This window comes from Nonomuraea diastatica, assembly GCF_004349015.1.
GTDB classification, from domain to species: Bacteria; Actinomycetota; Actinomycetes; order Streptosporangiales; family Streptosporangiaceae; genus Nonomuraea; species Nonomuraea diastatica.
In genome coordinates, this window is the sequence record NZ_SMKP01000065.1 from 38,186 (window position 1) to 49,566 (window position 11,381).

Annotated in this window: 12 protein-coding genes; 5 read left to right on the top strand and 7 right to left on the bottom strand. The window is 71.7% G+C overall.

Going from position 1 to position 11,381, the window contains the following annotated elements:
• Positions 1 to 36: 36 nt before the first annotated feature.
• Positions 37 to 687 (bottom strand): TetR/AcrR family transcriptional regulator, encoded by a 651-nt coding sequence (locus E1294_RS22975; RefSeq protein ID WP_132511350.1) that lies wholly within the window; start codon positions 685 to 687, stop codon positions 37 to 39.
• 153 nt (positions 688 to 840) lie between these two features.
• Here E1294_RS22975 and E1294_RS22980 point away from each other — a divergent pair, with 153 nt between their 5' ends.
• Complete coding sequence (locus E1294_RS22980; RefSeq protein WP_132511352.1) at positions 841 to 1,263, top strand: Dabb family protein; 423 nt, start codon at positions 841 to 843, stop codon at positions 1,261 to 1,263.
• On the opposite strand, the gene E1294_RS22985 is transcribed toward E1294_RS22980, so the two are convergent.
• Positions 1,218 to 3,023 (bottom strand): AfsR/SARP family transcriptional regulator, encoded by a 1,806-nt coding sequence (locus E1294_RS22985; protein WP_132511354.1) that lies wholly within the window; start codon positions 3,021 to 3,023, stop codon positions 1,218 to 1,220. The genes E1294_RS22980 and E1294_RS22985 overlap by 46 nt on opposite strands.
• A gap of 170 nt (positions 3,024 to 3,193) precedes the next feature.
• Between E1294_RS22985 and E1294_RS22990 the strand changes: the two genes are divergently transcribed.
• The gene (locus tag E1294_RS22990) at positions 3,194 to 3,667 is read left to right on the top strand and encodes a hypothetical protein (RefSeq protein WP_132511356.1); all 474 of its coding nucleotides are present in this window, start codon (positions 3,194 to 3,196) and stop codon (positions 3,665 to 3,667) included.
• A gap of 60 nt (positions 3,668 to 3,727) precedes the next feature.
• Here E1294_RS22990 and E1294_RS22995 read toward each other — a convergent pair whose 3' ends face one another.
• Positions 3,728 to 4,324, bottom strand: coding sequence for a GNAT family N-acetyltransferase (locus tag E1294_RS22995; protein WP_220447890.1), 597 nt, complete (start codon positions 4,322 to 4,324; stop codon positions 3,728 to 3,730).
• A gap of 153 nt (positions 4,325 to 4,477) precedes the next feature.
• On the opposite strand from E1294_RS22995, the gene E1294_RS23000 reads away from it, so the two are divergent.
• Positions 4,478 to 5,302, top strand: a complete 825-nt coding sequence (locus tag E1294_RS23000; RefSeq protein WP_132511358.1) for an N-acetylmuramoyl-L-alanine amidase — start codon at positions 4,478 to 4,480, stop codon at positions 5,300 to 5,302.
• Here E1294_RS23000 and E1294_RS58145 read toward each other — a convergent pair.
• Entirely contained in the window at positions 5,283 to 5,474 is a 192-nt protein-coding gene (locus tag E1294_RS58145; RefSeq protein WP_132511376.1) for a TetR/AcrR family transcriptional regulator C-terminal domain-containing protein, read from the bottom strand. The genes E1294_RS23000 and E1294_RS58145 overlap by 20 nt on opposite strands.
• Positions 5,475 to 5,488: 14 nt before the next feature.
• On the opposite strand from E1294_RS58145, the gene E1294_RS23010 reads away from it, so the two are divergent.
• On the top strand, positions 5,489 to 6,589 hold the full coding sequence (locus tag E1294_RS23010; protein WP_132511360.1) for a serine hydrolase domain-containing protein: 1,101 nt from the start codon (positions 5,489 to 5,491) through the stop codon (positions 6,587 to 6,589).
• An 11-nt stretch (positions 6,590 to 6,600) separates the two neighbouring features.
• Here the strand turns inward: E1294_RS23010 and E1294_RS23015 are convergent, their stop codons facing one another.
• Positions 6,601 to 6,786: a hypothetical protein gene (locus E1294_RS23015; protein WP_132511362.1), complete on the bottom strand. Its 186-nt coding sequence runs from the start codon at positions 6,784 to 6,786 to the stop codon at positions 6,601 to 6,603.
• Between the two features lie 289 nt (positions 6,787 to 7,075).
• Here E1294_RS23015 and E1294_RS23020 point away from each other — a divergent pair, with 289 nt between their 5' ends.
• Positions 7,076 to 7,954, top strand: a complete 879-nt coding sequence (locus tag E1294_RS23020; protein WP_281284478.1) for an SAM-dependent methyltransferase — start codon at positions 7,076 to 7,078, stop codon at positions 7,952 to 7,954.
• Here the strand turns inward: E1294_RS23020 and E1294_RS23025 are convergent.
• Positions 7,923 to 9,083, bottom strand: coding sequence for an FAD-dependent monooxygenase (locus E1294_RS23025; RefSeq protein WP_132511366.1), 1,161 nt, complete (start codon positions 9,081 to 9,083; stop codon positions 7,923 to 7,925). The genes E1294_RS23020 and E1294_RS23025 overlap by 32 nt on opposite strands.
• Before the next feature lie 67 nt (positions 9,084 to 9,150).
• Positions 9,151 to 11,381 (bottom strand): ATP-binding protein (locus tag E1294_RS23030; protein WP_132511368.1); only part of this gene is annotated, 2,231 nt, incomplete at its 5' end.

Here is an 11,381-nt window from a genome sequence, read left to right on the forward strand (position 1 = left end):
CCTGCGCACCATCGGCCCCGGAAGACCCTGAAACTTTCAGGCGTTTCGATCGCCGGCAGCCGGCGGTCGAGCGCGGGTGCCGTTGAGGATGACGTCGGCCGTTCTCTCAAGGAACGCGTCGTCGAGTGGGCGGCCGAGCATGAGCAGGCGGAAGTAGAGCGGTCCGGAGATCACCTCCAGCAGGAAGTCGGGATCGGTGTCGGGCGGCAGCTCGCCGCGTTCGACGGCGCGCACCAGAATCGCCCCCGACGCTCGGAAGCGCGCCGGCCAGAAGGCGTCGAGGAGTTCGTACAGGTCGGAGTTCTCGGCGGTGCGTGGTCCGGTTTCGCGCAGGAGCGCGGCGACCCAGGGGGTCTGCAGGCCGAGCCGGATCTCTTTGAGCAGTTCGAGGAGGTCGCCGCGCAGGGTGCCGGTGTCGGCCGGGGGAAGGAGCTCGCCGCGGCGCTCGATGAGGGCGGTGGAGACCAGGCCGACTTTGTTGCCCCAGCGGCGGTAGATCGTGGTCTTGTTGACGCCCGCGCGTGCGGCCACCGCGTCGATGCGCAGCGCGCCGTAGCCGACCTCGGTGAGTTCGGCCAGGGTGGCGTCGATGACCGCTTCGCCGACGCGTGCCGTCCGGCCTCCGGGCCGGACGGTCGCCGCGTCGGCGTGCAGATGCCGGACGTTTTCGAGTGGATCTCCTGCCATAGGGCCAGGTTAGGACGCCGCCGGCCATAGATGCAACTTCCAGGTGCATTAGCGGCCGGATTAATGCACCAAGGGGTTGCACTAGTAACGGTGACGACCTATGGTTCATAAATGCAACAGCCGGTTGCATCAAGGTTCGCGAAGGAGAACGTCATGATCTACCACCAGGTCCGCATGGCCATGAAGCCCGATGCCCCCGCCGATCAAGTGCGGCACGCACTCGATCTGATGCGTGAGCTCGGCGAGAAGCTCGACGTCGTCGAGTTCTTCATCGTCGGCCGTGACTTCGGCGGTGAGTTCGAGCACGGCGCCCTGTACGCGCTCAAGGACATCGACGCCTACCGCACGTACATGTACGACCCGCTGCACCGGCAGATCGACGCGCTCGGCCTGCCACTGGTGGCCGACATGATCTCCCAAGACCTCACCGACGACCCCGCCCCCGACATCGGCGCCAAGATCGCCCAGGTGCACACCGACCGGTTCAGCGACCACCCCGAGCTGCGCGACCTGGTGGACGACCTCGGCTCCTACGAAGGCAGCGGAGCCCACGACGACGGTTCCAAGTCCGCGTGAGCAAGCACGGACGGGGGGCGGCCCACGCCGTCCGACCTCGAAGGGAATTTCGGATCCAGCGCCGGAACGTGCCCGACCCGGAGACCTTCCTTCTGCTCAACCGGGCGCACCAAAAGGGCGCCTGCCCGCCGCCGGGCGCGTGCAGAGACAACCTTCCTTTCGTAGTGAAGGGCGTACCGGCCTGAGGGGGTGAGGTCGATCATGCTGTGGTCCACGAGGTGGACCAGCACCTGCGAGGTGGTCCTGGCGACTTCCAGCGCCGAGCGCAGCGTGCATCCGTTGCGGAACGTCGACAACGCCGCCAGCGCCTCCTGTCCCGCCGGGTCCAGCAGGTTCCAGGACGTCTCGAAGACCGTACGCATGCAGGCGTGCCGCTCGCGGGTGGCGGGCCCGGCGGCGGACAGCAGGCCGGGGTCCACACCCAGGCGCTGGGCCAGGTCCGCGATCGGCACGGCCCGCAGCAGGCTGGCCGCCAGTTCGATGGCCAGCGGCAGCCCGCCGGTGGTGGCGCAGATCGCGGCCACGAGGGCCGCCTCGCGATCGGGATCGAACGCCGGCCGGGCCCTGAGGGCCCTGGCCGTGAACAACGTTTCGGCAGCCGGTCCCGGTAACCCTTCCACCGGTACGGTCGCCTGGCCGGGTACGTCGAGCCGCCGCCGGCTCGTCGCCAGGACCCGGACCGCGGGAGCCACGCGCAGGACCTCGCCGATGACCGCGTCGAAGGCGGGAAGGTGTTCGAGATTGTCCAGCACGAGGAGGAGCGAGCGCCGGGCGAGAGCGGACAGGAGGAGCGCCAGGGCGGGACGCGGAGGCGAGAGGTCCACGCCGAGGCGGCGGGCCAGCATCGTGACGGCCGCCTCCGCTCGCACGCCGGCGAACGACACGAAAGCCGTCTCGGGCCCGGCATCCGCGGCGGCGATGGCCAGGCGGGTCTTGCCCACGCCGCCCGGCCCGAGCAGGGTGACCAGGCGCTCGCGGGCCAGCAGCCGCCGCAGCCGCCGGACGTCGGCGTCCCGGCCGATCAGCTCCGTGCCGGGCACGGGCAGGGCCGCGCGGCGGGCGGGCCGGGACCGGGGCCCCGGCACGAGTTCCTGGCGGACGGCCAGGGTCTCGGGCGCGGGTTCGACGCCCAGCTCGGTCGCCAGCCGCCGGCGCAGCTCCTCGTAGCGGGCCAGCGCGGCGGCCCGGTTGCCCGCCCTGGCCAGCGACGCCATGAGCAGCCGATGGGCCTCCTCGTCGTACGGGTCCAGCGCTGCCACGACCTGTGCCAGGCATACGACGTCCGCGGAACCGTCAGGACCCGACCGTACGAGCAGGTTCCGCAGCAGCGTCCGCACCCGCCGCCGCTCCGACTCCAGCCAACCGGCGAAGGCCGGGGCGTCGCAGAAGGAGACGCCGTCGAGGAACTCGCCGCGCCACAACCGCAGTGCCTCGGCCACCGCCTGGGCCTCGATGAGCCGACGGTGGTCCACGAAGCAGCCGTCGTTCTCGCGGAAGCGCACGTGGTCACGGGTGATGTCCAGCCAGCGGCCCACCTCCCTGCGCAGCTCGGTGAGCGCCAGCCGCAGGCTGCCCCTGGCGTTGGCGTCGGGGCGCTCGCCCCACAGCAGCCCGGCCAGCTCCGCCCGCGAGCGTGGCCCGGGTGTGGCGGCGAGGTAGCAGAGCAGGGCACGGGACTTGGCGGAGCGGATGCCGACGGGCTCCCCTCCGATGGCCAACTCCGGCGCGCCGAGCAGCAGGAGTGTCAGCGAGTCCCCCATATCAGGCAGAGTAGGAGCAATGCGCTCGCCCGGCTGTGTCGAGCGTTACGAGGCCCGTGTGCTCTGCGCGACTGACCTGGGTTCTAACGATGCGCTCACGCCGTCTTCCGCACCCTGATGGCGCGTTTCGCGATGGTCGCGAAACGTTCTCGCATCAAGGAGCAAGCAGCATGCGCTCTCACAAGCTGATCGCCGCGCTGACCCTGGCCTTGGGTCTGGCGGCTCCCGCGGCGTTGGTCGCGAGCCCGGCCACCGCCCTGGCCTCCTCGTGCCGCGTGGAACTCCACGACATCGACGCCGACAACGTGGTCGAGAGAGACGGCCGGGACGAGCTCCGCTTCCTGGTTCAGGGCAACCTGTTCCCCAGGAACGGCGCCCACAACATGCAGAGCGGGGACGACGCGAATCCGAGCGACTTCGGCGACCCAACGGGGGCGATCAACAACGGCCAGGACGTGTTCTTCAACCTACGTGAGGTCGAGCGGCCTGTTCTCGGCCGGGGTGACAGCCTCGGTTCGGCGATCGCCGAGGCGGCCACGTGCGCCGGGCTCGACGTCAACGAGACTCACATCGACACGGACATCATCAGCGGCAGCAACCCGGACTACTCCTACACGGTCAAGCTCAAGCTGACCGGGCAGTAGCCGCCAGGGAAGAAGGCCCCGCCGCACCCGGCGGGGCCTTCGCCGCGTCTCGGAAGCGGGCTAGGGTGCGGGAGGGCGCCACATCGGCCAGAACACCGTGCCGTCCGGCAGCGCGAACGTGCCGCGCCCCTGGTAGCCGTTCCTGGCGTACAGGTCGCGGTTGCGCGGGTCGTTGGCCTCCAGGTACGCGGGCGCGCCGTCCAGCCGGGCGTGCTGGTACTGAAGCAGCGCGGTGCCGAGCCCCTGCCCCTGGCAGTCGGGGTGGACCGCGAGGAAGGCCAGATAGTCGCACGGCTCCGCCGGACGGTGCTCGGCGAACAGCCCGTCGAGCACCCGGAACCGATCGGCCCACTCGCCGGTCGCCTCGGCCAGGCGGCTGTCGTACCCGGGCGGCGGGGACGGCGGCGAGACGTGCGGGAACCAGACCGCCGCCGCGGGGCCGTCGTCGATGAGGTGCACCTGGCCGTGCTTGATCGCGTGGTCGACGAGGACGCGGTAGTGGGCGGCGATGACCTTGTGCCGCTCCCGGCGTTCCGGCACCAGATATCTCACGACCCTGAGCTCGGCGAACGCGGTCGCGATGAGCTCCGCGACCTGCCCGGCGTCGTCGGCGCCCGCGTGGCGGACGGCCGGTCTCATCGTGAACGTCTTTCCCATGGCCCAGGCTCCTCTCGTCGCGTGCGGTGTCCTGGGCGGCCCCGCGCCCCTCCCGAGGGTAGACCGCGGTCCGCCCGCGTGGGAAGACGACACGAAATCCCAGGTCATAGCCGGTATTGGGCTTGATGTCCGACGCCGGGTACGGTCGGTCTCATGGGCGCCTTCCTTGCGGGATCCGCGGTGCTGGCCACGCTGGCCGCACTGTCGGCCGCGTGCGCCGGGGCCGTGCCCGCCGTGCGTGAGGCGAAAGCGCCTGTCGCGCCGCCGGCAGCGGCGTCGGCAGGGCCGTCGGCAGGGTCGTCGCCCACCGGTCGCGGAGGGCCGCTGGCCGGGAAGGTCGTGGTGATCGACCCCGGCCACAACGGCGGCAACGCCGCGCACCGCGAGGAGATCGACCGCCTGGTCGACGTCATCACCGGCCGCAAACCCTGCAACACGATCGGCACCCGGACCCGGTCCGGCTACCCCGAGCACGCCTTCACCTGGGACGTCGCCGGCCGGCTCAAGCCCCTGCTGGAGGCGATGGGGGCCAAGGTCGTGCTCACCAGGCCCGACGACAAGGGTGTCGGCCCCTGCATCACCGAACGGGCCGCCATCGGCAACGAGGCCAGGGCGGACGCGGTCGTGTCCATCCACGGTGACGGCGCCGCCGAGAGCGGGCACGGCTTCCATGTGATCATGCCGGGGCTGGTCGCCGGGCACAACGACGCGATCGTCAGGCCGTCCCGGCGGCTGGGGCTGGCGATCCGCAAGGCGTACCGGGTGGGCACGCGCATGCCGTACGCGACCTATGCCGGGCGCGACGGCCTGCAGACCCGCACGGACCTCGGCGGGCTCAACCTGTCGAAGCGGCCGGCGGTGTTCATCGAGTGCGGCAACATGCGCAACAGCCGCGACGCCGCCAGGATGTCCAAGCCCGCCTTCCGCGAGCGCATCGCCACCTCGCTGGCGGCCGGGCTCAGGCAGTATCTGCGCTAGCGGGCCCGTAGCCGCGCAGGAACGCCGTGACGGCCGTCTCTGACAGCCGCTGGAGATCGGCCTCCGTGTAGTGGTCGTGGCCGCCCCAGAACATCACCTTGTTCAGCGGGATCCACAACAGCAGGCCGACGAAGTGCTCGGCGGCCAGCTGCGGGTCGTCGAGGCGGAGCAGGCCGCGCGTTGACGATGAGCGACCTTCAGAAGCAAGTGCAGCAGGCGGCCGACAGGCTCGTCGAGTCCGGCGAGGAGCGCGGGCTCCAGGTGGCCGTCTATCGGGACGGCGTGCAGATCGTGGACGTGGTCGCCGGCGTGGCCGACCCGGAGACCGGGCGGCCCGTCACCCCCGACACGCCCTTCTACAACTACTCGATCGGCAAGGGCGCCACCGCCACCATCGCGCACCTGCTGGTCGAGCGGGGCCTGTTCGGCTACGACACGCCTGTGGCCGAGCTGTGGCCGGAGTTCGCACGGCACGGCAAGCAGGGTGTGACCGTACGTCACGTGCTCTCGCACACCGCCGGAGTGCCCGGCGTGCCGCTCGACACCACGCCCGAGGACGCCTGCGACTGGGGGAAGATGGTCGCCGCGCTGGAGGACGCCAAGTTGTGGTGGGAGCCGGGCACCAAGGTCGGTTACCACGCCTACACGTTCGGCTACCTGGTGGGCGAGATCGTCCGGCGGGCCACCGGCAAGCCCATCTCGCAGGTGCTGCTGGAGGACGTGGCGGGGCCGCTGGGCGTGGCCGGCGAGCTCTATTTCGGGATGCCGGAGAAGGAGCACGCCCGGCTGGCCCGGCTGGAGGACGCGCCGATGGACATGTCGGCGTTCGGGGAGATGCCGGCGGACCTGCCGATGTTCAAGGCCGGGCCGATGGAGCTGATGCCGGGGGCCGAGCTGGGCAACCGGCCCGACTATCTGTCGGTCGACATCCCGGCGGGCGGCAAGACCTCGGCCAGGGCCATCGCCCGCATGTACGCGGCGCTGCTCGGAGAGGTGGACGGGGTCCGGCTGATCACGGAAGAGCGGCTGCGGGAGGCGACGGCCGTCGTGTCGAGCGGCATCGACGAGGTGTTCGGCATGCCGTCGGCCTGGGGTCTGGGTTACGGCATCGGCGGGCCCACCTCGATGGCGGAGGAGCGGCCGACGGTTTTCGGGGTGCCAGGGGCGGGCGGCAGCGCGGCGTACGCCGACAGGGCGACCGGCACCGCCTTCGCGCTGACGAAGAACCGGCTCACCACCGACTTCGCGGCGGTCGGGCTGATCGGCGACATCGTCGCCCGTGGTTGACCGTCGAGCGGTCAGCCGTCACGGCAGAGCGGCTTGCCGCCGACGACGCAGGCGATGTCGTCGAGCTGGCAGCTGAGCAGGGTGCCGTCCATGCCGAGCACGATCACCAGGTCGCGCCGCGACCGGTGAGCCAGCATGACCCTGCCGACGACGCCATTGTCCAAGATCACGGTCGGGCGGCCCGCCACGTTCTCCATACCCTGGTGACTCCTCTCAGGTGCGGAACAGGCCTCACGCCGGATCCGTCACCACCAGGATGCACAGGCTTGTGCCGTGAGCGCATCGGTCATGCGGTTGTATTTCCGGATCCACCAGGGAAGGACGGTGCCTCAGCGGTCCGTGGAAAGGCCTCGCGGAGCCGATCGGAGCAGGCCGGGAGCCCGCGTCGCGGGACCTGGCGGGGCCGCGGGCGAGAACATGTTCTGCCCAAGCTTTCCTGACGGGTTTGGGACGACATCCTCTGTCAAGACGGGGTGCCCGCGTAGTATGACGACCAAGTCCTACGAGGCAGGGAGAAGGACCCTAGTGACCGAGCTAGAACGTGTTCCGCCCGGTGTGGACCCGAATGTTCCGAGTTCTGCGCGGGTGTACGACTATTTGCTCGGTGGCAAGGACCACCTCGCGATCGACCGGGCAGTGGCGGAGAAACTCCTCGCCGTCGCGCCCGACTCCCGTCTCGTGGCCAGGGCCAACCGCCGCTTCCAGGTGGAGGCGGTGCGCCACCTGGCAGTGCAGGGCATCCGGCAGTTCATCGATCTCGGCACCGGCATCCCCACCTCGCCCAGCATCCACGAGGTCGTCCGCGAGGTGCATCCCGCCTGCCGGGTGATCTACGTCGACTACGACCCCGTGGTGCGGATGCACGCCCAGGTGCTGCTCGCCGACTCGCCCGGCGTCGAGGGCGTCCAGGCCGACCTGCGCCGCCCCGAAGAGATCCTGGCCGACCCCCACGTCACCGGGCTGATCGACTTCGACCAGCCGGTGTGCGTGCTGATGGTCGGCGTGCTGCATTTCGTCATGGACGAGGAAGACCCGGCCGGCATCGTGGCCGCCTTCAGGAAACGTATGGTGCCGGGCAGTCATCTCGTGCTCTCCCACGCCATGGCGGAGAGCGCCCCCGAGGCGATCGCCCAGCTCACGATGGCGACGGCCGGCTCGCCCGCGCAGGGCAGGTTCCGCAGCCACGACGAGGTGCTGACGTTGTTCGACGGGTTCGAGCTGATCGGACCGGGCCTCGTGCCGGTCCAGGACTGGCACATCGACGCCGACGACGCCGCGATCCCGCTGCTCGACCGCCCGCCGCAACTACGCATCGACGGCGGGGTCGGTCGGCTCAGCGCGGGCTCGCCCCCGTATAGTCCTTGAGGTCGATGTTCGTGGCGAACTTGTCGGTCAGCGTCAGCATCATCCCCAGCAGGAAGCCCGACCTGAATATCAGGTTGCGCAGCCGGATGCGCGTCCGGGTGGCGGGAGCCAGGAAAGGGCCGGCGTTGCCGTTCCTGGCCACCCTGGCATATCCGCGCAGCTGCTCCTCATACCGGGCGAAGGCCACGCGGTGGTCGCCCCTGGCCGCGGCCAGCTCGCCCGCGAGCACATACGCGCCCACCACGGCCAGGCCGGTGCCGAAGCCGCCCAGGGTGTTGCCGTACGCCGCGTCGCCGAGCAGCGCCACCCGGCCCGCACGGTAACGGCCGATCCTGACCTGGGCGATCGCGTCGAGATAGACGTCGTCCGACGTGCGCACCTGCTCCATGACGGCCGCCGTCCGCCAGCCCATGCCGGCGTAGACGCGGGCCAGGATGTCCTTCTGCTGCTGGAGGTCGTAGCGGTCGTAGTCCAGCGGCTCGGAGGCGAAGACGAAGAACGCGGGCGCCGACGACCCGCCCACCGCGACCATCCTGCCCGGCTCGTTGTACATCATCGCCTGCTCGCCGAACCCGCCGTCGATGCCGGCCAGGGCGTAGTAGTGGCCGAGGTGCCTGACAGGGCGGGACTCGGGGCCGAACACCAGGCGGCGCACGTTGGAATGGATCCCGTCCGCGCCCGCCACCAGGTGGAACGTGCGGGGCGCGGCTCGCTCGAAGGTGACGTGCACGCCGGCGGGGGTCTCGGTGAGCGAGGTGATCGAGTCGCCGAAGACGTACTCGCAGTCGGCGGACGTCCTGTCGTACAGGAGCTTGGACAGGTCGCCGCGGGCGATCTCGACGTCGCCGCCGCTGAACGTGCCGGGCATGACCGCGAGCGTCCTGCCGTTCGTGTCGACGATCAGCTGGTCGGCGCCGCCCGTCTGGAGCCGGCGCACGTCGTCCAGGACGCCCATGCGGGCCAGGACGGTGAGGTGGGCCTCGCCCTTGAAGTCGACGGCCTGGCCGCCGAGCCGCAGCGCGGGGGCCTTCTCGACGACGGTGACGGCGAAGCCATAGCGGGCGAGCCAGTGGGCGAGCGCGGGCCCGCCGACGCTCGCACCGGAGATGAGGACGCCGGTGTTCTGCATGCCCGGCAGCCTCGCGCCCGCCGCTGACAACCCGGCGACCACCCGCTGACAGGGCTGCGCGAGCCGGTCAGGAGGCGGCCGCGCGCAGCGCCTCCCGCGCCTTCTCCCCGCTCATGGACGTGCCCCTGGAGAACGCCGCCGCGAACGTCTCAGGGCCGAGGACCTCAGTGGCGGCCGCGGCGATCCTGGCGACGTCAGGCTCGCCGGCGACGGTCGTGCCCCGCAGTGCCACCGCCACCCCCAGCAACTCCGCCGCCCGCTCCGCGCCGGGCGTCCGTTCGTCCGGGCCGGGGCGACGCCCGACGAGCGCCAGGCCGGCGAGGCCCTCGGCGACGTCGGCGAGGTCGGCGGACAAAGGGGACTCCGGCATGGCGGCCAGCGCCTCCGCGTGCCTGCGGGCCGCCTCGGAGACGTCGCCGGAGGCCTCGGCGAGACGGCCGAGAGCGGTGAGTACGTGCGCCCGGGTGGCACCGGCCGGGAAGCCGCGGAACTCCACGCCGGCCAGCGCGGCGTTGAGCCGCAGGGAGGCCCCGTCGAGATCCCCTTCGAACCGGGCCAGGTTGCCCAGCCGCAGGTGCACCCACGCCATCGGCTCAGGCCTGCCCAACCGCCGATCGAGGTCGCTCACACGGTCGTAGTCGGCACGCGCGCCCGCCGCGTCGCCGGCCCGCAGGCGCGCGTCCGCCCGCCTGCCCAGCACGTCCGCCAGCTCGTCCAGCGCGCCGAGCTCTCCGAGCCGGTCGAGCGCCTGCTTCCACAACTCCATGGCGCGTGCCCAGTCGCCGCGCCAGCCCGCGATCACGGCGAGCCAGTCGAGCGCCTGCGCCGTCCCCCAGCGCTCGCCCAGCGCGCGGAAGTCGGCAAGCACCGACTCGAGTCCCCGTTCGGCCTCGACGACGGAGCCGTTGAGTAGCGCCAGCAACGTGGCCCCGAGCCGGCTGAGCGCCCTGCTCCACGGGTCGGCGTCCAGCACCCGCCGCCCCGTGGCCCCGTCCTCCGGCGGGCCGGTGAGCATACCCCAGAGCGCCACGCCGAAGCGGTGACGCATCGGCCCGTCCAGCGAGCCGACGATCGCGCGTGCACGATCCCAGTGCGGCGATCCCGCCTCCGGTACGGCGTGCAGGACGGCCAGCATGTACTCCTCCGCCAGCCCGGCCGGCGGCTCCGCGGCGGCGGAGTCGAGGAGCCTGACCGCGTGCCCGGTGGCCTGGCCGCGCCGCCCGCTCAGCCACCAGTACATGGCCAGCGCCGCCACCAGCCGCCAGGCCGTCGGCCTGTCGTGGGCCACGCTCCAGCGCAGCGCGGCCTGCAGGTTCGCGTTGTCGGCCGACAGCAGGGCCAGCCAGTGGAGCTGCTCGGACCGGCAGAGGTGGTCGTCCGCGCGGCGGGCCAGCTCCAGGAACCGGGCGGCGTGGGTCTGCCGCAGCCGGTTCTCCTCGCCCGCCTCCGCCAGCCGTTCCAGGCAGAACAGGCGGATGGTCTCGAGCATGTGGTAACGCTCGCCGTCGGTCTCGACCAGCGACTTGTCCACCAGATCGGCCAGCCGGTCGGCGCTGGGGTCGCCGCAGACCCGCTCGACCGCCTCCAGAGCGGCGCCTCCTGTGAACACCGCGAACCGCCTGGCCAGCGCCTGCTCCTCCGCGTCGAGCAGGCTCCAGCTCCACTCGACGGCCGCGTACAGCGTCTGGTGGCGGGCCGCCGCCGTCCGGTCGCCGCGCGAGAGCAGCCGGAACCTGCCGTGCTCGGCCAGCCGGGAGGCGACCTGCGCCACGGAGAACGTACGCATCCTGGCCGCAGCCAGCTCGATGGCGAGGGGCAGGCCGTCGAGCACCGCGCAGATCTGCAGGACGGCGTCCATGGTGTCCGGGGTGAGCACGAACTCCGGCCGTACGGCCGCCGCCCTGTCGGCGAACAACCTGACCGCCGGATAGCCGAGCGGATCGCCGGCCGCGGCGGCGTCGTGCGGCAGGTGGGGGGCCGTCCCCGTGCCGAGCGGTGCGGTGGGCAGGGGCGCGAGAGGGACCAGGTGCTCGCCGGTGATACCCAGCGGCTCCCTGCTGGTGGCCAGAACGGTCAGCCGGGGGCAGGCGGACAGAAGGCGGCGGACCAGCGTGGCGGCCTCGGCGATCAGGTGCTCGCAGTTGTCCAGGATGAGGAGCAGGTCCTGCTCGGCCAGCGCCGCCACGAGGCGTTCCGTGGGATCAGGTGGTGTGGTGGACAGTGCCGCGGCGGGTGGCCGGAGCGCGGGCTCTCGCAGTCCGAGGGCCCCGAGCACCACCTGTGCCACCTGCCCACCCC

Excerpts from the sequence above, each read along its gene's own strand:
- E1294_RS22975 (WP_132511350.1), bottom strand. The coding sequence starts at position 687 with ATGGCAGGAGATCCACTCGAAAACGTCCGGCATCTGCACGCCGACGCG.
- E1294_RS22980 (WP_132511352.1), top strand. The coding sequence starts at position 841 with ATGATCTACCACCAGGTCCGCATGGCCATGAAGCCCGATGCCCCCGCC.
- E1294_RS22985 (WP_132511354.1), bottom strand. The coding sequence starts at position 3,023 with ATGGGGGACTCGCTGACACTCCTGCTGCTCGGCGCGCCGGAGTTGGCC.
- E1294_RS22990 (WP_132511356.1), top strand. The coding sequence starts at position 3,194 with ATGCGCTCTCACAAGCTGATCGCCGCGCTGACCCTGGCCTTGGGTCTG.
- E1294_RS22995 (WP_220447890.1), bottom strand. The coding sequence starts at position 4,324 with ATGGGAAAGACGTTCACGATGAGACCGGCCGTCCGCCACGCGGGCGCC.
- E1294_RS23000 (WP_132511358.1), top strand. The coding sequence starts at position 4,478 with ATGGGCGCCTTCCTTGCGGGATCCGCGGTGCTGGCCACGCTGGCCGCA.
- E1294_RS23010 (WP_132511360.1), top strand. The coding sequence starts at position 5,489 with ATGAGCGACCTTCAGAAGCAAGTGCAGCAGGCGGCCGACAGGCTCGTC.
- E1294_RS23015 (WP_132511362.1), bottom strand. The coding sequence starts at position 6,786 with ATGGAGAACGTGGCGGGCCGCCCGACCGTGATCTTGGACAATGGCGTC.
- E1294_RS23020 (WP_281284478.1), top strand. The coding sequence starts at position 7,076 with ATGACGACCAAGTCCTACGAGGCAGGGAGAAGGACCCTAGTGACCGAG.
- E1294_RS23025 (WP_132511366.1), bottom strand. The coding sequence starts at position 9,083 with ATGCAGAACACCGGCGTCCTCATCTCCGGTGCGAGCGTCGGCGGGCCC.